Origin of the sequence: Enterobacter cloacae (assembly GCF_011078175.1) — a bacterium.
Lineage (GTDB): Bacteria > Pseudomonadota > Gammaproteobacteria > Enterobacterales > Enterobacteriaceae > Enterobacter > Enterobacter cloacae_Q.
The window spans coordinates 169,525-185,833 of the sequence record NZ_JAALCJ010000004.1 but is presented as its reverse complement, the minus strand read 5'-3'; the positions used below and the strand labels follow the sequence as shown (position 1 = coordinate 185,833).

General features: G+C 52.4%; 20 protein-coding genes and 1 other annotated feature. Of the genes, 11 read left to right on the top strand and 9 right to left on the bottom strand.

From position 1 onward, the window contains the following. Positions 1–43: 43 nt before the first annotated feature. The 4 genes from tcyP to hxpB form a co-directional block, all read right to left on the bottom strand. A complete protein-coding gene (tcyP, locus tag G6Q29_RS10555; protein WP_165465559.1) occupies positions 44–1,435 on the bottom strand; it encodes a cystine/sulfocysteine:cation symporter in 1,392 nt (463 codons plus the stop codon). A 127-nt stretch (positions 1,436–1,562) separates the two neighbouring features. Then, positions 1,563–2,153, bottom strand: coding sequence for a metal-dependent hydrolase (locus G6Q29_RS10550; protein ID WP_015570742.1), 591 nt, complete (start codon positions 2,151–2,153; stop codon positions 1,563–1,565). Positions 2,154–2,248: 95 nt separating this feature from the next. Next, complete coding sequence (gene kduD, locus G6Q29_RS10545; protein ID WP_165465558.1) at positions 2,249–3,010, bottom strand: 2-dehydro-3-deoxy-D-gluconate 5-dehydrogenase KduD; 762 nt, start codon at positions 3,008–3,010, stop codon at positions 2,249–2,251. Between the two features lie 128 nt (positions 3,011–3,138). After that, positions 3,139–3,810: a hexitol phosphatase HxpB gene (gene hxpB / locus G6Q29_RS10540; RefSeq protein WP_165465557.1), complete on the bottom strand. Its 672-nt coding sequence runs from the start codon at positions 3,808–3,810 to the stop codon at positions 3,139–3,141. Between the two features lie 141 nt (positions 3,811–3,951). Here hxpB and G6Q29_RS10535 point away from each other — a divergent pair, with 141 nt between their 5' ends. Continuing rightward, a complete protein-coding gene (locus G6Q29_RS10535) occupies positions 3,952–4,488 on the top strand; it encodes a YniB family protein (RefSeq protein ID WP_165465556.1) in 537 nt (178 codons plus the stop codon). Between the two features lie 34 nt (positions 4,489–4,522). Here the strand turns inward: G6Q29_RS10535 and G6Q29_RS10530 are convergent, their stop codons facing one another. From G6Q29_RS10530 to pfkB, 3 genes are all read right to left on the bottom strand, one after another. Continuing rightward, complete coding sequence (locus tag G6Q29_RS10530) at positions 4,523–5,383, bottom strand: fructosamine kinase family protein (protein WP_165465555.1); 861 nt, start codon at positions 5,381–5,383, stop codon at positions 4,523–4,525. 105 nt (positions 5,384–5,488) lie between these two features. After that, positions 5,489–5,779: a type V toxin-antitoxin system endoribonuclease antitoxin GhoS gene (gene ghoS / locus G6Q29_RS10525; RefSeq protein WP_165465554.1), complete on the bottom strand. Its 291-nt coding sequence runs from the start codon at positions 5,777–5,779 to the stop codon at positions 5,489–5,491. A 91-nt stretch (positions 5,780–5,870) separates the two neighbouring features. Next, complete coding sequence (gene pfkB / locus G6Q29_RS10520; protein ID WP_165465766.1) at positions 5,871–6,803, bottom strand: 6-phosphofructokinase II; 933 nt, start codon at positions 6,801–6,803, stop codon at positions 5,871–5,873. A 296-nt stretch (positions 6,804–7,099) separates the two neighbouring features. Between pfkB and G6Q29_RS10515 the strand changes: the two genes are divergently transcribed. Both G6Q29_RS10515 and G6Q29_RS10510 read left to right on the top strand, forming a co-directional pair. Further along, complete coding sequence (locus G6Q29_RS10515) at positions 7,100–7,858, top strand: DUF481 domain-containing protein (RefSeq protein WP_026080717.1); 759 nt, start codon at positions 7,100–7,102, stop codon at positions 7,856–7,858. A gap of 262 nt (positions 7,859–8,120) precedes the next feature. Next, complete coding sequence (locus G6Q29_RS10510) at positions 8,121–8,354, top strand: hypothetical protein (protein WP_165465553.1); 234 nt, start codon at positions 8,121–8,123, stop codon at positions 8,352–8,354. A 148-nt stretch (positions 8,355–8,502) separates the two neighbouring features. On the opposite strand, the gene yniD is transcribed toward G6Q29_RS10510, so the two are convergent. Together yniD and yncL are read right to left on the bottom strand one after the other, a co-directional pair. After that, positions 8,503–8,610 (bottom strand): small membrane protein YniD, encoded by a 108-nt coding sequence (gene yniD / locus G6Q29_RS10505; RefSeq protein WP_165465552.1) that lies wholly within the window; start codon positions 8,608–8,610, stop codon positions 8,503–8,505. A gap of 98 nt (positions 8,611–8,708) precedes the next feature. Then, positions 8,709–8,801, bottom strand: a complete 93-nt coding sequence (gene yncL / locus G6Q29_RS10500) for a stress response membrane protein YncL (protein WP_165465551.1) — start codon at positions 8,799–8,801, stop codon at positions 8,709–8,711. Between the two features lie 322 nt (positions 8,802–9,123). Here yncL and thrS point away from each other — a divergent pair, with 322 nt between their 5' ends. The 8 genes from thrS to ihfA all read left to right on the top strand — a co-directional run bounded on the left by thrS (position 9,124) and on the right by ihfA (position 16,294). Next, positions 9,124–11,052, top strand: a complete 1,929-nt coding sequence (thrS, locus tag G6Q29_RS10495; protein WP_047051470.1) for a threonine--tRNA ligase — start codon at positions 9,124–9,126, stop codon at positions 11,050–11,052. 3 nt (positions 11,053–11,055) lie between these two features. Further along, positions 11,056–11,598, top strand: a complete 543-nt coding sequence (infC, locus tag G6Q29_RS10490) for a translation initiation factor IF-3 (protein ID WP_023616141.1) — start codon at positions 11,056–11,058, stop codon at positions 11,596–11,598. A 97-nt stretch (positions 11,599–11,695) separates the two neighbouring features. Further along, complete coding sequence (rpmI, locus tag G6Q29_RS10485; protein WP_001124225.1) at positions 11,696–11,893, top strand: 50S ribosomal protein L35; 198 nt, start codon at positions 11,696–11,698, stop codon at positions 11,891–11,893. A gap of 49 nt (positions 11,894–11,942) precedes the next feature. Continuing rightward, a complete protein-coding gene (gene rplT / locus G6Q29_RS10480; RefSeq protein ID WP_000124850.1) occupies positions 11,943–12,299 on the top strand; it encodes a 50S ribosomal protein L20 in 357 nt (118 codons plus the stop codon). A 117-nt stretch (positions 12,300–12,416) separates the two neighbouring features. Further along, positions 12,417–12,541 (top strand) — a sequence feature (Phe leader region). Beyond that, positions 12,422–12,466: a pheST operon leader peptide PheM gene (gene pheM / locus G6Q29_RS10475; protein WP_001386830.1), complete on the top strand. Its 45-nt coding sequence runs from the start codon at positions 12,422–12,424 to the stop codon at positions 12,464–12,466. Its footprint overlaps the feature before it by 45 nt. A gap of 62 nt (positions 12,542–12,603) precedes the next feature. Then, positions 12,604–13,587: a phenylalanine--tRNA ligase subunit alpha gene (gene pheS / locus G6Q29_RS10470; RefSeq protein ID WP_029740434.1), complete on the top strand. Its 984-nt coding sequence runs from the start codon at positions 12,604–12,606 to the stop codon at positions 13,585–13,587. Between the two features lie 15 nt (positions 13,588–13,602). Then, a complete protein-coding gene (gene pheT / locus G6Q29_RS10465) occupies positions 13,603–15,990 on the top strand; it encodes a phenylalanine--tRNA ligase subunit beta (RefSeq protein WP_165465550.1) in 2,388 nt (795 codons plus the stop codon). A gap of 4 nt (positions 15,991–15,994) precedes the next feature. Next, on the top strand, positions 15,995–16,294 hold the full coding sequence (gene ihfA, locus G6Q29_RS10460; RefSeq protein WP_003857805.1) for an integration host factor subunit alpha: 300 nt from the start codon (positions 15,995–15,997) through the stop codon (positions 16,292–16,294). The last annotated feature ends 15 nt before the right edge of the window (positions 16,295–16,309 follow it).

The window sequence follows — 16,309 nt, the reverse complement described above, 5'->3', positions numbered from 1 at the left end:
ATAAAAAAACCGCCCGCAGGCGGTTTTTTTATTTCAGCCGTGATTAACGATGCGCCAGTTCGGCATCTTCTTCACTGTCGAGAATCGATTTGTCGGTCTGCTTCAGCCACTGGCTGGTCAGGGTGCCGGCGGTCATTGAGCCACTCACGTTCAGTGCGGTACGACCCATATCGATCAGCGGTTCAACCGAGATCAGCAGGGCAACCAGCGTCACCGGCAGTCCCAGCGCAGGCAGAACGATCAGCGCAGCGAAGGTCGCGCCGCCGCCCACGCCCGCAACACCGGCGGAGCTAATGGTCACGATACCCACCAGCGTTGCAATCCAGACCGGATCCAGCGGGTTAATACCCACGGTTGGGGCAACCATCACCGCCAGCATCGCCGGGTAAAGACCCGCACAGCCGTTCTGCCCGATAGTCGCGCCGAAAGAAGCCGAGAAGCTGGCGATAGATTCCGGTACGCCCAGACGACGGGTCTGTGCTTCCACGTTCAACGGGATTGATGCCGCACTGGAACGGCTGGTGAAGGCGAATGTCAGCACCGGCCAAACTTTGCGGAAATATTTCAGCGGACTAACGCCGTTCACGCCCAGCAGGATACCGTGCACCACAAACATAATGCCCAGTCCCAGGTAAGAAGCTATTACGAAACTGCCAAGCTTGATGATGTCTTGCAGGTTAGACCCTGCAACGACTTTGGTCATCAGTGCCAGAACACCGTACGGCGTCAGCTGCATAACCAGACGCACCAGCTTCATCACCCAGCTTTGCAGGGTATCGATGGCCGTCAGAACGCGCTCACCTTTCGGCGCATCGTCCTTCAGCAGCTTCAGAGCAGCCACGCCCAGGAACGCCGCGAAGATCACCACGCTAATAATGGAGGTTGGGCTTGCACCAGTCAGGTCAGCAAATGGATTCTTCGGAATGAAGGAGAGGACCATCTGCGGAACGGTCAGATCGGCCACTTTACCCACGTAGTTCGTCTCAATCGCCGTCAGACGCGCGGTTTCAGCGCTACCCTGCACCAGACCTTCAGCAGTCAGGCCAAACAGATTGGTTACCAGCACACCCACCAGCGCCGCAATCAGCGTGGTGAAGAGCAGGGTACCAATGGTCAGGAAGCTGATTTTACCCAGCTGAGAAGCGTTATGCAGGCGGGCTACGGCGCTCAGAATAGAGGCGAATACCAGCGGCATAACGATCATTTGCAGCAACTGTACATAGCCGTTACCGACAATGTTGAACCACTGAATGGAATCTTTCAGTACCGGGCTATCGGAGCCGTAAATGGCGTGTAAGGCCAGGCCAAACACCACGCCCATGACCAGACCGACCAGTACCTTTTTCGCCAGGCTCCACTGTTTGTGGCGAGCCTGGGCGAGAAGCAATAGCAATACGACGAACACAATAATGTTCGCGATGAGTGGAAAATTCATCCCCGTTCTCCTGATTTATTATACGGTCGGTTTTTACCGAACCTGTTGGCGCAAGGTTATCAGAAGTGTGATGCCGCGCTTATATCCATATGGAATGGTTTATGACAAAAGTGATTATATTGTCGGTTTAATGTTCAATCTGGTGATTAATAAAACGATTGAACTGAAATTGCAGCGAGTTAATCATCTGCGACGACCAGCGTACTGCACCATTTTCGGGCAATGTTTGCGGCATCCAGACGGCATACGCAAACAGTGCCATGCACAGCACGCGCTCCAGCTGGTTGCCTTTTTGCGGTACGAGGATCGGAAGACGGAAACGCCAGCGGCAGGGCCAGAGCAGCGGCACGCCCGCAGGCGTCAGCATATCGGCGAGAATATGGCTTAAATAGCCGAGCACCATGCCCTGAATGGCATCCGCCGGGACGATCCAGCTCTCCGGGACCTTCAAATAGAAAAGCGTCAGCAGGCCAAACACGGCCAACAGGCTGTGGGTAAACCCACGATGACCAAATGCTCTGGCGATGGGCTTTGAAATCCACTTCAGCCGCTGACCAAGGAATGATTTTGGATGATCGATATCCGGCAGCAGGCAGGTCAGCACGGCGGAAGGGACAATATGCCACCAGTCCCCCTGGGCCAGCACAGGGGTAAGTTCAGCGTTTTTGGCAAACACTGCACAAGCAAGTGAAAAAAGCAGGTGGCCTTCCGCCGTCATGATAAAACCCGGTAAACTGTCAATTCATACAGTATAGGGTTTTTATACAGTGTGTGAAAGAGGTGACGGTGTAACTCTTTGTCTCAAACGCGCGGCTAGCGCGCCAGCCAGCCGCCGTCTACGGCGAGCGTGTGACCGTGAACGTAATCAGATGCCGATGAGGCCAGGAACACCACCGGGCCCTGTAAATCATTCGGCAGTCCCCAGCGCCCCGCCGGAATACGGTCAAGGATCGCCTGGCTGCGCTGCTCGTCATCGCGAAGTTGCTGGGTGTTATTTGTCGCCATATAGCCCGGCGCAATAGCATTCACATTAATGCCCAGCGTCGCCCATTCGTTCGCCAGCAGGCGGGTGAGGCCCACCACGCCGCTTTTGGACGCCGTATAGGAGGGCACCCGGATGCCGCCCTGGAAGGAGAGCATGGAGGCAATGTTAATGATCTTGCCGCCCTGACCCTGCGCGATAAACTGTTTCGCCACTGCCTGTGAGAGGAAAAAGACCGATTTCAGATTGAGATCGATGACCTCGTCCCAGTCCTTCTCGCTAAATTCCAGCGCATCGGCACGGCGGATGGTGCCGGCATTATTAACCAGAATATCGATGCGGCCCATCTCAGCGACCGCGGTATCTACCACGCTCTGAATACGCTCCTGCTTGCCAAGATCGGCGCGAATCGCGATAAAGCGTCGTCCCAGCGCCGTAACGCGCGCTGCCGTTTCGTCAGGAACCTTGCGGTTAACCCCCACGATATCGCATCCTGCCTGGGCGAGGGCAATGGCCATGCCTTGCCCCAGGCCGGTATCGCACCCGGTCACTATCGCCACTTTTCCTTTCAGGGTAAAAGCATCCAGTATCATATGCGCCTCAGAAGTCAGACTATTGTCATTCTGCACGTAAGGATAGGAGTCTGGAATGAGAAAAGCAAATAAAGTAAAACGATGTTTTGATTTTTTGGTTCAGGCAGCCGAAGCTGCCTGAGAGAGTGTTACTCCCCGCGCAGATGGCGGGCAGACAATTCCTGGAGAGACGTCAGCCTGACATCCGCGAGGGCAAAACGGGGATCGTGTCGACCTTCTTCAGCCGGCACAACGATGGAGCGCATACGTGCGGCTTTGGACGCCACCATGCCGTTAACCGAATCTTCCAGCGCCACACAGGTAAGCGGATCCAGCCCCAGTTTCGCGGCGCAGTCCATATACACCTGCGGATGTGGCTTGCTGTAAGGAAGCTTTTCGGCCGAGGCCAGCGCATCGAAGCTGTCGCGCAGCCCGAACATTGCCAGCACTTTTTCCAGCATATGCAGCGGTGAGGCGGAGGCCAGCCCCACTTTCAGCCCTTGCGCCTTGCACAGGGCGATAGCGTCGCGTACGCCCGGTAAAAGGGGCTTATACTCTTCTACGAGGGAGATGGCGCGGTTGATAATGCGCGCCGTAACTTCATTGCGATCCGGACCAGCCCATGGCTGGTGTGCATACCAAAGGTCAACGACCATATCGATGCGCAGCCCCAAAGTATCGGGAAGCTCGTTACGACGGCTGATATCGACGCCGAGGCTGGCCATTACGTCCAGTTCAGCCCGATCCCACAGGGGTTCGGAATCAATCAGCAATCCATCCATGTCAAAAATAGCGGCAAGTATCTGGCGCGGGGTCGACATTACAACATCTCCTTATCTTGGGGGTAAGACGAACGGTGCTAAGCACAAGCAATTTAGCATATTGCATTCAAAGAGCGGGCGAAAATGACCGACAGCAGGTAGACTTAGGCACAAATAACGCGTCTTTATGAAGAGGAACTAATGACGTATCAACAAGCTGGACGCATCGCGGTCTTAAAACGTATTGCTGGTTGGGTTATTTTCATTCCCGCCCTGATTTCAACGCTGATCTCCGTACTCAAATTTATGTACGATCACAGCGAAAAACAGCCGGGCATTAATGCCGTCATGCTTGATTTTGCCCACGTCATGATTGAGATGATGCGATTTAATACCCCGTTTCTGAACGTCTTCTGGTTCAATTCGCCCACGCCGGATTTTCACCACCAGTTGAATATCGGGTTCTGGATAATTTATGCGTTAATATTCATCGCGATGGCGTTACAGGCTTCCGGCGCGCGCATGAGCCGCCAGACCCGCTTTCTACGTGAAGGCGTGGAAGATCAGCTGATACTTGAGAAGGCGAAAGGGCCTGACGGGATGAGCCGCGAGCAGATTGAATCGCGCATTGTCGTTCCGCGTCATACCATCTTTGTGCAGTTTTTCCCGCTCTACGTCTTGCCGATCATTATCATTGTGGCCGGGTATTTCTTCTTTACGCTGCTTGGCTTCCTGTAAATGTTAAAGGGGGGCGTGATGTTGCCCCCTTCCGTTATGCCGCCAGAATACGATCCAGCGCCCGCTGGGCATTCACCAGATGACGCCCGCCAAACAAAATAGCCCGGTTTAGCAAGGTGTAGAGCTGATAAACCGGCTGACGATCGAGGAAACCCGCAGGTAAAGGCGAGACAGACTGATAGCCATCATAAATTTGCGGCGGCTGTTCAGGGTGCAACGGCAGCATCGCGAGGTCACACTCTCTGTCGCCCCAGTAGCAGGCCGGGTCAAATATATAGGGGCCATCAGGCCCAAGCGCACAGTTATTCGACCATAAGTCACCGTGCAGAAGGGAAGCCTGAGGCTGATGCGAAGCCAGACGCTGCTGAATGTGTTCAACGATCGCGTCGATGTTGCCGAACGCTAATCCCTTTTCAGCGGCCAGCTCCAGCTGCCAGCCAATACGCTGTTCGGCGAAAAAAGTCGACCAGCGGCGCTGCCATGCGTTTGGCTGTGGGGTGGTGGAGAGGTCATTATCGAAATCGAGCCCAAACTGAGGTTGATCGCTCCACTGGTGCAAACGGGCGATCTGTTGCCCGAGAATAAAGGCGTTGTGCGCATCCAGAGGACGTGCGGGAAGATAGTTCATCACCAGAAAGCTATAGTCACGATCGCTGCCGACGGCTAAAACCTGCGGAACGGTGACGGTTTTACTGCGCGATAACAGCTCAAGCTGATCGGCTTCGGCAGTAAAAATGGGGAGCAATTCGCGCTCATCACATTTAACGAAAAGATCGCGCCCGGCGTAACGTAAATGCCATGCGGCATGGATCTCTCCGCCTGGCAGTTCGTTACGCAGTTCAATTTCACCTTCACCCAGCTGCTCACTTAAAAGATGACTGATAGCCTGCCACATGATGTCTCTCCCATGTTGTCTGCCAGATCATAAAGTTAGCGCAAAACGGCTATAAAAAAACAGGAACTAACGCACAACTGAGCGGTTTAATTTTGTACAAGGCACTTATTGTTCTTTTTTATGCCAGTTTTCCCAGCTATCCACGTCAATTTCCGTGGCTTTGTCAGTCACGCTTTCCACCAGGCTACTGGCCAGCGCCTTCACCTCTTCCTGACTCAGCGGGCTAATCAGGCCAAATGCCAGTGAGCCGAGATCGTGAATATTGCCCTCACCGTCCGTCAGCGTGAGCAGAAAGTTCGCCCGCGTGAAAGCGTTGTTGAGTTCATTCAGTTCGGTCAGCGATGCCTCATGAATATTGACGGTTACGACGTAGCGGGTGATATCACCACTGCTCATAATTCACCTCGTTGTTATCCTGAAAGTTTTCTTAGCATAGTTGATAAGCCATATTTGGCGACTTCCCCCTCCCTGTGGAGGGGGAGTACGTTCAGCTTCTCGCCAGGTAATCGACAATTTTCTGGGTATCCGCAAGCGAACACAGACGCGTTCCCTGGTTTATGGTGGCTGCACTACCTGCCGCGACGCCATAGCGTGCCATCTCCAGAAGCGAAGCGCCCTGCGCCAGCTTCAGCACCATCGCGCCAACCATACTGTCACCGGCACCCACGGTGCTCTGGCTTTTCATTGGCGGTGGAACAACCTGTACAAAGCCCGTCTTGTCGACGGCCAGTGCACCCTGAGGACCGAGAGAGACCACAACGCGATGCGCTTTGCCCGTACGTACCAGCTCTTCTGCGGCAGTACGCACGTCATCAGGCTGGCTGAGTTCGCGATTAACCAGCGCACTGAGCTCTTTCTGGTTAGGTTTAACGAGTTCAAGCTGTCCGGGTTCTAACGCCGCCTTCAGGGCGTCGCCCGAGCTATCGACAATGCAGCGGATACCGCGCTGGAGTACCGCCTGAACCAGCGCCGTCAGCTTTTCTGTTTTTACGCCCGGCGGCAGGCTTCCGCTGATCGCCAGCAATGAACCACTTTCAATGGTCAGCACTTTCTCTTCCAGTTGACGAAACTCATCATCGCTCAGCTTCGCTCCCGGCATCACAAAACGATATTGCTCGCCGCTGGATTCGATGTGGACATGCAGGTTTTGCCGGGTCCAGTCTTTAGCGTCTACGGTGTCCACGGCTACCTGTTCATCTGCCAGCAACGCCACCAGATGTTCTCCCGTAGCGCCGCCAGCGGGGAAGATGGCGGTGGCTTTTCCGCCGAGATGGGTAATAGCGCGCGCCACGTTAATGCCGCCGCCGCCCGGCTCAAACACCGGCGCGCTACAGCGCAGCTTACCCTCCGGGTAGATTTGCGGCGTCATGGTCGCGGAGTCGAGGGAAGGGGAGAGTGTCAGCGTATAAATCGAAGCCATCATGACCTCCTTTTTTCATGGGTTCTTTTAAGCATGGCACCGTTTGGCAGGAAGGCAACGTAAATAACAGTATGATTTTAAATATGAATGCTGACAAATAATCTGCGCCGGGCATATAAAATAAAACGCGGTTTGGGATCGTTCTTATTCAAAAAATGAAAGAAGAAAATATTGCTATGTTATTTGCGGCTTTTTATAATTTGTTACCTTTCTATGGTCGCCTTGTCATTGATCCGCAAGAAAGTTTCCGAGACCGTGACGGTCTCTTTTTATGTTGTACGGACTCCTTAAATAAAATGAAGCTCTTGAAGACAGTACCCGCAGCACTGATGCTGGCGGGTGGCGTATTTGCGTCACTGAATGCAACCGCCGATGATACCGTTTTTACTGTCATGGACGATCCCTCCACTGCCAAAAAACCCTTTGAAGGTAACGTGAATGCCGGGTATCTGGCGCAATCCGGTAATACGAAAAGCTCCTCTCTGACCGCAGACAGCACCCTGACCTGGTACGGCAACACCACGGCATGGTCGCTGTGGGGAAATGCCAGCAACACCTCTGCTAACGATCAACGCTCATCGGAGAAATACGCGGTAGGCGGACGTAGCCGTTACAACATGACCGATTATGACTACCTGTTCGGGCAGGCAAGTTGGCTGACCGATCGCTACAACGGTTATCGCCAGCGTGATGTCGTGACTGCGGGTTATGGTCGTCAGTTCCTGAACGGGCCGGTGCACAGTTTGCGTTTTGAATTTGGTCCGGGTGTCCGTTACGACGAGTACACCAATGGCGAAGATGAAACCCAGCCGCTGGGTTATGCATCGGGCACTTATGCATGGCAGATGACGGACAACGCTAAATTCACCCAGGGTGTGTCGGTGTTTGGTGCTGAAGATACAACCCTGAACTCTGAAAGTGCGTTGAACGTGGCCATCAACGAACACTTTGGACTCAAGGTGGCGTACAACGTAACCTGGAACTCTTCACCGCCTGATTCTGCGCCGGAACATACCGATCGCAGAACTACGATTTCATTAGGCTATAAAATGTAATTTCGTGGGCCGGGATTATTCCCGGCCCGTTTTTTATTTTCTGAAACTGTGCTTATTTATATTAAACGGCGTTTTAAAATGAGGATTTTGGATTCATCTTCATTATTTCTCCTTAATTAGTCACGCAGCGTTTATTCAGTTTATTTGACACGAATTGCTAAATAATTTGACTAGGCAAAAATGTGATCCAGATCTACACTTACGTCACAGGCAAACACGCGCCTAAGGTATTTCTGCATAAATTAAGTATGAGAATAAATTTATGAAAAAAATCAAAACTGCTACAGCAGCGATAGTGCTTTCCGCACTTTCATTTGGCGTATTTGCTGCTGATAATATGACGCAACCAGCCAGTGACGTTAACGGTCAAATCGGGATCGCTAAAGCCTCTGATGTAGAAGCAGGCTCCAACATTGCCCCTGGCTCTCAGTCTACCGGCCAGTCAATGAATGATGCCTTCGATGTGCACAAGCTGGTGGCGGGTGAGTGGTCCTGAAAATTCAACTGCCACGTTGGATGGAATATAAAATCTGTTAAAACCTGTTGAAAACCGGATTATGATGTACCGGTTTTACACTTCAATTAACGTAACGATAATTAAACTTTACTCAGTAACTTATCATCACGTTTTCGATGACATACTATTAGCCCCAAATCATAGCGGCCCACCGCAGCAGCAGCATCGCGCCGCAAATAGCAATTAACACCACGACCATTTTCCAGTGCTTCGCGGCAAATTTTTTTGTTGGCATAACCTAATCCTTGTCAGTAGATAACCTTAGTCTACCAAAGCCTGCGCAAGAAAGCGCTCAACACGGAACCCCAGGTTATGCCAGAACACCGGTTCGTCTTAAAACCAATGGAATCTGTCGGCTAAGATCAATACCAGACCGGCAGCGGAGAGTAGATTTAATATCACAACGGTTTTGCTGGATACATTCATGTGATAACCCCTGGATGTTTAGGACCTGTTCAAGAATAGCTCAGCGTTGTTGGAATGCGAGCATCTGGTCGCGATAGTTCATGCTTCCATCCGCAAGGATGAGAGGTTCAAAACGGTCGCAGAAGGTGCATTCGCCCTGGCATTAGTGTTACCATTAGTCCGCTTGCCGTAAACCCGCACTATTCTGAAATCGGCAGGTGCATGATGACGAACCAATTTGACGATTGTTGGTCAGATGGTTTCGTAATCTACTGTTTAATCACGATTATTTTCTTTGTATATGCTCTTATGTGTGGGGCATCACTGCAAATAAGGATATAAAATGCCTGTAATTACTCTTCCTGATGGCAGCCAACGCCATTTCGACCACGCTGTTAGCCCAATGGATGTTGCCCTGGATATCGGTCCTGGACTTGCAAAAGCAACCATTGCAGGCCGCGTAAACGGCGAACTGGTAGACGCGTCCGACTTGATTGAAAGCGATGCAACGCTTGCAATTATCACGGCGAAAGACGAAGAAGGTCTGGAGATCATTCGTCACTCCTGCGCGCACCTGTTAGGCCATGCTATCAAGCAGCTGTGGCCAAACACCAAAATGGCGATCGGCCCGGTTATCGACAACGGTTTCTACTACGACGTTGACCTTGACCACACCCTAACCCAGGAAGATATCGACGCGCTCGAAAAACGTATGCACGAGCTCGCCGAAACCAACTATGACGTCATTAAGAAGAAAGTCAGCTGGCACGAAGCGCGTGAAACCTTCGTGAAGCGCGGCGAGAGCTACAAAGTCTCGATTCTTGATGAAAACATCGCTCATGATGACAAGCCAGGCTTGTACCATCACCAGGAATACGTCGACATGTGCCGTGGTCCGCACGTGCCGAATATGCGCTTCTGTCATCATTTCAAACTGATGAAAATCGCAGGCGCTTACTGGCGTGGCGACAGCAACAACAAAATGTTGCAGCGTATCTATGGTACCGCGTGGGCCGATAAGAAAGCCCTGAACGCATACCTGCAACGCCTGGAAGAGGCGGCTAAGCGTGACCACCGTAAAATCGGTAAGCAGCTTGACCTGTATCATATGCAGGAAGAAGCGCCGGGGATGGTGTTCTGGCATAACGACGGCTGGACAATCTTCCGCGAACTGGAAACGTTCGTGCGCTCCAAGCTGAAAGAGTACCAGTATCAGGAAGTGAAAGGCCCGTTCATGATGGACCGTGTGCTGTGGGAAAAAACCGGCCACTGGGACAATTACAAAGATGCGATGTTCACCACTTCGTCTGAGAACCGTGAATACTGCATCAAGCCAATGAACTGCCCGGGCCACGTTCAGATCTTCAACCAGGGTCTGAAATCCTACCGCGATTTGCCGCTGCGTATGGCGGAATTCGGTAGCTGCCACCGTAACGAGCCATCAGGTGCGCTGCACGGTCTGATGCGTGTTCGTGGCTTTACTCAGGATGATGCGCATATCTTCTGTACTGAAGATCAGGTTCGTGATGAAGTTAACGCCTGTATTCGTATGGTCTACGATATGTACAGCACCTTTGGCTTCGAGAAGATCGTGGTCAAACTCTCAACGCGTCCGGAAAAACGTATCGGCAGCGATGAGACATGGGATCGCGCAGAAGCGGATCTCGCCGTGGCGCTGGAAGAGAACGGTATTCCGTTCGAATACCAGCTGGGCGAGGGCGCATTCTACGGTCCGAAAATTGAATTTACCCTGTATGACTGCCTCGATCGCGCATGGCAGTGCGGAACGGTACAGCTGGACTTCTCCCTGCCGCAGCGTTTAAGCGCCTCTTATGTTGGCGAAGACAACGAGCGTCAGGTGCCGGTTATGATTCACCGTGCGATTCTCGGTTCACTGGAGCGCTTCATCGGCATCCTGACCGAAGAGTTCGCAGGCTTCTTCCCAACCTGGCTTGCGCCAGTGCAGGTCGTGGTGATGAACATTACCGATTCTCAGGCGGATTACGTTAAAGAATTGACGCAGAAACTACAAAATGCGGGCATTCGCGTAAAAGCAGACTTGAGAAATGAGAAGATTGGCTTTAAAATCCGCGAGCACACTTTACGTCGTGTCCCGTATATGTTGGTCTGTGGTGATAAAGAGGTGGAAGCAGGCAAAGTTGCCGTTCGCACCCGCCGTGGTAAAGACCTGGGCAGCCTGGACGTAAGTGAAGTGATTGAGAAGCTGCAACAAGAGATTCGCAGCCGCAGTCTTCAACAACTGGAGGAATAAGGTATTAAAGGCGGAAAACGAGTTCAAACGGCACGTCCGAATCGTATCAATGGCGAGATTCGCGCCCAGGAAGTTCGCTTAACAGGTCTGGAAGGCGAGCAGCTGGGGATTGTGAGTCTGAGAGAAGCGATCGAAAAGGCTGAAGAAGCTGGAGTAGATTTAGTTGAAATCAGCCCTAACGCCGAACCGCCAGTTTGTCGTATCATGGACTACGGCAAGTTCCTTTATGAAAAGAGTAAGTCTTCTAAGGAACAGAAGAAGAAGCAAAAAGTTATCCAGGTTAAGGAAATCAAATTCCGTCCTGGTACCGACGATGGCGATTATCAGGTAAAACTCCGCAGCCTGATTCGCTTTCTGGAAGATGGCGATAAGGCCAAGATCACACTGCGTTTCCGCGGTCGTGAAATGGCCCACCAACAGATCGGTATGGAAGTGCTTAACCGCGTCCGTGACGATCTGAGTGAACTGGCAGTAGTCGAATCCTTCCCTACGAAGATCGAAGGCCGCCAGATGATCATGGTGCTCGCTCCTAAGAAGAAACAGTAAGGCCTTCAAGCAGCAAAATCTGTGGAGCCTTTGGGCCCCATAGGTTTTGTTCGCCTATGTTTCGTTTATTTAACAATGCGAAGTGGAAGTTATTAAAATGCCAAAAATTAAGACCGTACGCGGTGCTGCTAAGCGCTTCAAAAAAACCGGTAAAGGTGGTTTTAAGCACAAGCACGCTAACCTGCGTCACATTCTGACTAAGAAAGCTACCAAGCGTAAACGTCACCTGCGTCCAAAAGCCATGGTTTCTAAAGGCGATCTGGGCCTGGTCATCGCGTGCCTGCCGTACGCATAAGTCGTTTCGTTTAACTTTTTTAACTTAGAATAGATACAGGAGAGCACACATGGCTCGCGTAAAACGTGGTGTAATTGCACGTGCACGTCACAAGAAAATTTTGAAACAAGCTAAAGGCTACTACGGTGCGCGTTCACGCGTATACCGCGTTGCCTTCCAGGCTGTTATCAAAGCAGGTCAGTACGCTTACCGTGACCGTCGTCAGCGTAAGCGTCAGTTCCGTCAACTGTGGATTGCGCGTATCAACGCAGCAGCACGTCAGAACGGTATTTCTTACAGCAAATTCATCAACGGCCTGAAAAAAGCCTCTGTTGAAATCGACCGTAAGATCCTGGCTGACATCGCAGTATTCGACAAAGTAGCGTTCACCGCTCTGGTCGAAAAAGCGAAAGCAGCACTGGCATAAGCCAGTTGAGAGAGGGGGCTTTGCCTCCTCTTTTCATTTCACACCATCAGAAGATTGACATTTATCCGTGCAGGCTTTTCAATAAGGTCTTAACGATTTTTTACCTATAAGGTAACGCAAGCATGAATGCTGCTATTTTCCGCTTCTTCTTTTACTTTAGCACCTGACTTCAGGAGGCTAGCGCGTGAAAGATGAAACGAAAAACAGCGCCAGATAAGCCTCCTGATGGAGGCTTTTTTTGTGCCTGAATTTGAGAGAATACGTCCAACAATTCGGTGTCTGCACCGACATAATGAGGAAAACCATGTCACATCTCGCAGAGCTGGTTGCCAGTGCAACGGCCGCCATTAACCAGGCCTCAGATGTTGCCGCGTTAGACAATGTCCGCGTCGAATATCTGGGCAAGAAAGGGCATTTGACCCTTCAGATGACTACCCTGCGTGAACTGCCAGCAGAGGAGCGCCCGGCAGCCGGTGCAGTGATTAACGAAGCCAAAGAGCAGGTACAGCAGGCGCTGAACGCACGTAAAGCCGAGCTGGAAAGCGCGGTGCTGAATGCGCGCCTGGCGGCAGAAACGATTGACGTTTCTCTGCCGGGTCGTCGTATTGAAAACGGCGGTCTGCATCCGGTTACCCGTACTATCGATCGTATTGAAAGTTTCTTCGGTGAGCTCGGCTTTACCGTGGCGACTGGCCCGGAAATTGAAGATGACTACCACAACTTCGATGCCCTGAACATTCCTGGCCATCATCCGGCACGTGCTGACCACGACACTTTCTGGTTTGACGCCACCCGTCTGCTGCGAACCCAGACCTCCGGCGTTCAGATACGCACCATGAAGGATCAGGCTCCACCGATCCGCATCATCGCGCCGGGTCGCGTATACCGTAACGACTACGATCAGACCCACACCCCAATGTTCCACCAGATGGAAGGTCTGATTGTTGATAAAAACATCAGCTTCACCAACCTGAAAGGCACGCTGCACGATTTCCTGAATAACTTCTTTGAGGAAGATTTGCAGGTTCGCTTCCGTCCGTCCTACTTCCCGTTCACCGAACCGTCTGCGGAAGTTGACGTGATGGGTAAAAACGGTAAATGGCTGGAAGTGCTGGGCTGCGGCATGGTGCATCCAAACGTGCTGCGCAACGTGGGTATCGATCCGGAAGTGTATTCCGGCTTTGCGTTCGGTATGGGCATGGAGCGTCTGACCATGCTGCGCTACGGCGTAACCGATTTACGTGCGTTCTTCGAAAACGATCTGCGTTTCCTCAAACAGTTTAAATAAGGGCAGGACAGAACAATGAAATTCAGTGAACTGTGGTTACGCGAATGGGTTAACACCACGCTGGACAGCGAAGCGCTTTCCAACCAGATCACCATGGCGGGTCTGGAAGTTGATGGCGTGGATCCTGTTTCTGGCGCCTTCACCGGCGTCGTGGTGGGTGAAGTGGTTGAGTGCGGTCAGCACCCTAACGCAGACAAACTGCGCGTAACAAAAGTCAATGTGGGCGGTGACCGTCTGCTGGATATCGTCTGCGGTGCGCCAAACTGCCGTCAGGGCCTGAAGGTAGCCGTGGCGACCGTCGGTGCGGTACTGCCGGGTGATTTTAAAATCAAAGCGGCCAAACTGCGCGGCGAGCCGTCTGAAGGCATGCTGTGTTCTTTCTCCGAGCTGGGGATTTCCGATGATCATAACGGCATCATCGAGCTGCCGCTGGATGCGCCGATTGGCACTGACCTTCGCGAATACCTAAAGCTTGATGATAACACCATCGAAATCAGCGTGACCCCAAACCGTGCAGACTGCCTGGGCATCATCGGCGTGGCCCGCGACGTGGCCGTGCTTAACCAGACCGAACTGAACGTGCCGGAGATTGCACCGGTTGAGGCAACCATCAGTGACGTGCTGCCGATTCAGGTTGACGCTCCTGACGCATGTCCGCGCTACCTCGGTCGTGTAGTGAAAGGCATCAACGTTAACGCGCCAACCCCGCTGTGGATGAAAGAGAAACTGCGTCGTTGCGGTATCCGTTCTATCGACGCGGTGGTTGACGTCACCAACTACGTTCTGCTGGAGCTGGGCCAGCCAATGCACGCTTTCGATAAAGATCGTATCGAAGGCGGTATTGTGGTGCGCATGGCGAAAGAGGGTGAAACCCTGGTTCTGTTGGACGGCAGCGAAGCGAAACTGAGCGCCGACACCCTGGTGATTGCCGATCACAACAAAGCGCTGGCGATGGGCGGTATTTTCGGTGGTGAGCACTCTGGCGTCAACGACGGGACGCAAAACGTCCTGCTGGAATGCGCGTTCTTCAGCCCGCTGTCCATCACTGGCCGCGCACGCCGTCACGGTCTGCACACTGACGCCTCTCACCGCTACGAGCGTGGCGTCGATCCAGCGCTGCAATACAAAGCGATGGAACGTGCGACTCGTCTGCTGATCGACATCTGCGGCGGTGAAGCAGGTCCGGTTATTGATGTGACAAACGAAGCGACGCTGCCGAAGCGTGCGACCATTACCCTGCGCCGCAGTAAACTGGATCGTCTGATTGGTCACCATGTTGACGATGCGCAGGTGACTGACATTCTGACGCGCCTGGGCTGTGAAGTGACTGAAGGCCAGGACGAATGGAAAGCCGTTGCGCCATCCTGGCGTTTCGATATGGAGATTGAAGAAGATCTTGTGGAAGAAGTAGCCCGTGTTTACGGCTACAACAACATCCCTGACGAGCCGGTTCAGGCTGGTCTGGTGATGGGCAGCCATCGCGAAGCCGATCTGTCGCTGAAGCGTGTGAAAACCATGCTGAACGACAAAGGCTACCAGGAAGTGATTACCTACAGCTTCGTTGATCCTAAGCTGCAACAGCTAATCCACCCGGGTCAGGAAGCGCTGACCCTGCCAAGTCCGATTTCCAGCGAGATGTCAGCGATGCGTCTGTCCTTGTGGACGGGGCTGCTGGGCACTATCGTTTATAACCAGAACCGTCAGCAAAACCGCGTGCGTATTTTCGAAAGCGGTTTGCGCTTTGTACCGGATACTCAGGCGAATTTAGGCATCCGTCAGGATCTCATGCTGGCCGGTGCCATCAGCGGTAACCGCTATGAAGAGCACTGGGATTTGGCAAAAGGGACGGTCGATTTCTACGATATGAAGGGCGATCTGGAAGCGATACTCGATCTGACCGGTAAATTATCTGAAATTGAATTCCGTGCAGAAGCCATTCCAGCCCTGCATCCGGGCCAGAGTGCGGCGATTTATTTAGACGGCAAACGTGTTGGTTTCATTGGTGTTGTTCACCCAGAGCTGGAACGTAAACTGGATCTGAATGGCCGTACCATCGTATTCGAGCTGGAGTGGAACCCGGTTGCAGACCGCGTCATTCCTCAGGCGCAGGACGTCTCACGCTTCCCGGCAAACCGCCGTGATATCGCGGTTGTGGTCGCTGAAAATGTGCCCGCAGCAGATATTTTGGCCGAATGTAAGAAAGTTGGCGTAAATCAGGTAGTTGGCGTAAACTTATTTGACGTGTACCGCGGCAAGGGCGTAGCAGAAGGTTTCAAGAGCCTCGCTATTAGCCTTATCCTTCAGGATACCAGCCGTACACTCGAAGAAGAGGAGATTGCCGCTACCGTCGCCAAATGTGTAGAGGCATTAAAAGAGCGATTCCAGGCATCATTGAGGGATTGAACCTATGGCGCTTACAAAAGCTGAAATGTCAGAATATCTGTTTGATAAGCTTGGGCTTAGCAAACGGGATGCCAAAGAGCTGGTAGAGCTGTTTTTCGAAGAGATCCGTCGTGCTCTGGAAAATGGTGAGCAGGTAAAACTCTCCGGCTTTGGCAATTTTGATTTGCGAGACAAAAACCAACGTCCGGGCCGTAACCCGAAGACGGGGGAAGATATTCCCATTACAGCCCGCCGCGTGGTGACCTTCAGACCCGGACAGAAGTTAAAAAGCCGTGTCGAAAACGCAACGCCCAAAGCAGAGTAATATGAACTAACTAAA

What these genes read in the sequence shown, in the direction of transcription:
- tcyP (WP_165465559.1), bottom strand. Translation starts at nt 1,435, where the DNA reads ATGAATTTTCCACTCATCGCGAACATTATTGTGTTCGTCGTATTGCTA.
- G6Q29_RS10550 (WP_015570742.1), bottom strand. Translation starts at nt 2,153, where the DNA reads ATGACGGCGGAAGGCCACCTGCTTTTTTCACTTGCTTGTGCAGTGTTT.
- kduD (WP_165465558.1), bottom strand. Translation starts at nt 3,010, where the DNA reads ATGATACTGGATGCTTTTACCCTGAAAGGAAAAGTGGCGATAGTGACC.
- hxpB (WP_165465557.1), bottom strand. Translation starts at nt 3,810, where the DNA reads ATGTCGACCCCGCGCCAGATACTTGCCGCTATTTTTGACATGGATGGA.
- G6Q29_RS10535 (WP_165465556.1), top strand. Translation starts at nt 3,952, where the DNA reads ATGACGTATCAACAAGCTGGACGCATCGCGGTCTTAAAACGTATTGCT.
- G6Q29_RS10530 (WP_165465555.1), bottom strand. Translation starts at nt 5,383, where the DNA reads ATGTGGCAGGCTATCAGTCATCTTTTAAGTGAGCAGCTGGGTGAAGGT.
- ghoS (WP_165465554.1), bottom strand. Translation starts at nt 5,779, where the DNA reads ATGAGCAGTGGTGATATCACCCGCTACGTCGTAACCGTCAATATTCAT.
- pfkB (WP_165465766.1), bottom strand. Translation starts at nt 6,803, where the DNA reads ATGGCTTCGATTTATACGCTGACACTCTCCCCTTCCCTCGACTCCGCG.
- G6Q29_RS10515 (WP_026080717.1), top strand. Translation starts at nt 7,100, where the DNA reads ATGAAGCTCTTGAAGACAGTACCCGCAGCACTGATGCTGGCGGGTGGC.
- G6Q29_RS10510 (WP_165465553.1), top strand. Translation starts at nt 8,121, where the DNA reads ATGAAAAAAATCAAAACTGCTACAGCAGCGATAGTGCTTTCCGCACTT.
- yniD (WP_165465552.1), bottom strand. Translation starts at nt 8,610, where the DNA reads ATGCCAACAAAAAAATTTGCCGCGAAGCACTGGAAAATGGTCGTGGTG.
- yncL (WP_165465551.1), bottom strand. Translation starts at nt 8,801, where the DNA reads ATGAATGTATCCAGCAAAACCGTTGTGATATTAAATCTACTCTCCGCT.
- thrS (WP_047051470.1), top strand. Translation starts at nt 9,124, where the DNA reads ATGCCTGTAATTACTCTTCCTGATGGCAGCCAACGCCATTTCGACCAC.
- rpmI (WP_001124225.1), top strand. Translation starts at nt 11,696, where the DNA reads ATGCCAAAAATTAAGACCGTACGCGGTGCTGCTAAGCGCTTCAAAAAA.
- rplT (WP_000124850.1), top strand. Translation starts at nt 11,943, where the DNA reads ATGGCTCGCGTAAAACGTGGTGTAATTGCACGTGCACGTCACAAGAAA.
- pheS (WP_029740434.1), top strand. Translation starts at nt 12,604, where the DNA reads ATGTCACATCTCGCAGAGCTGGTTGCCAGTGCAACGGCCGCCATTAAC.
- pheT (WP_165465550.1), top strand. Translation starts at nt 13,603, where the DNA reads ATGAAATTCAGTGAACTGTGGTTACGCGAATGGGTTAACACCACGCTG.
- ihfA (WP_003857805.1), top strand. Translation starts at nt 15,995, where the DNA reads ATGGCGCTTACAAAAGCTGAAATGTCAGAATATCTGTTTGATAAGCTT.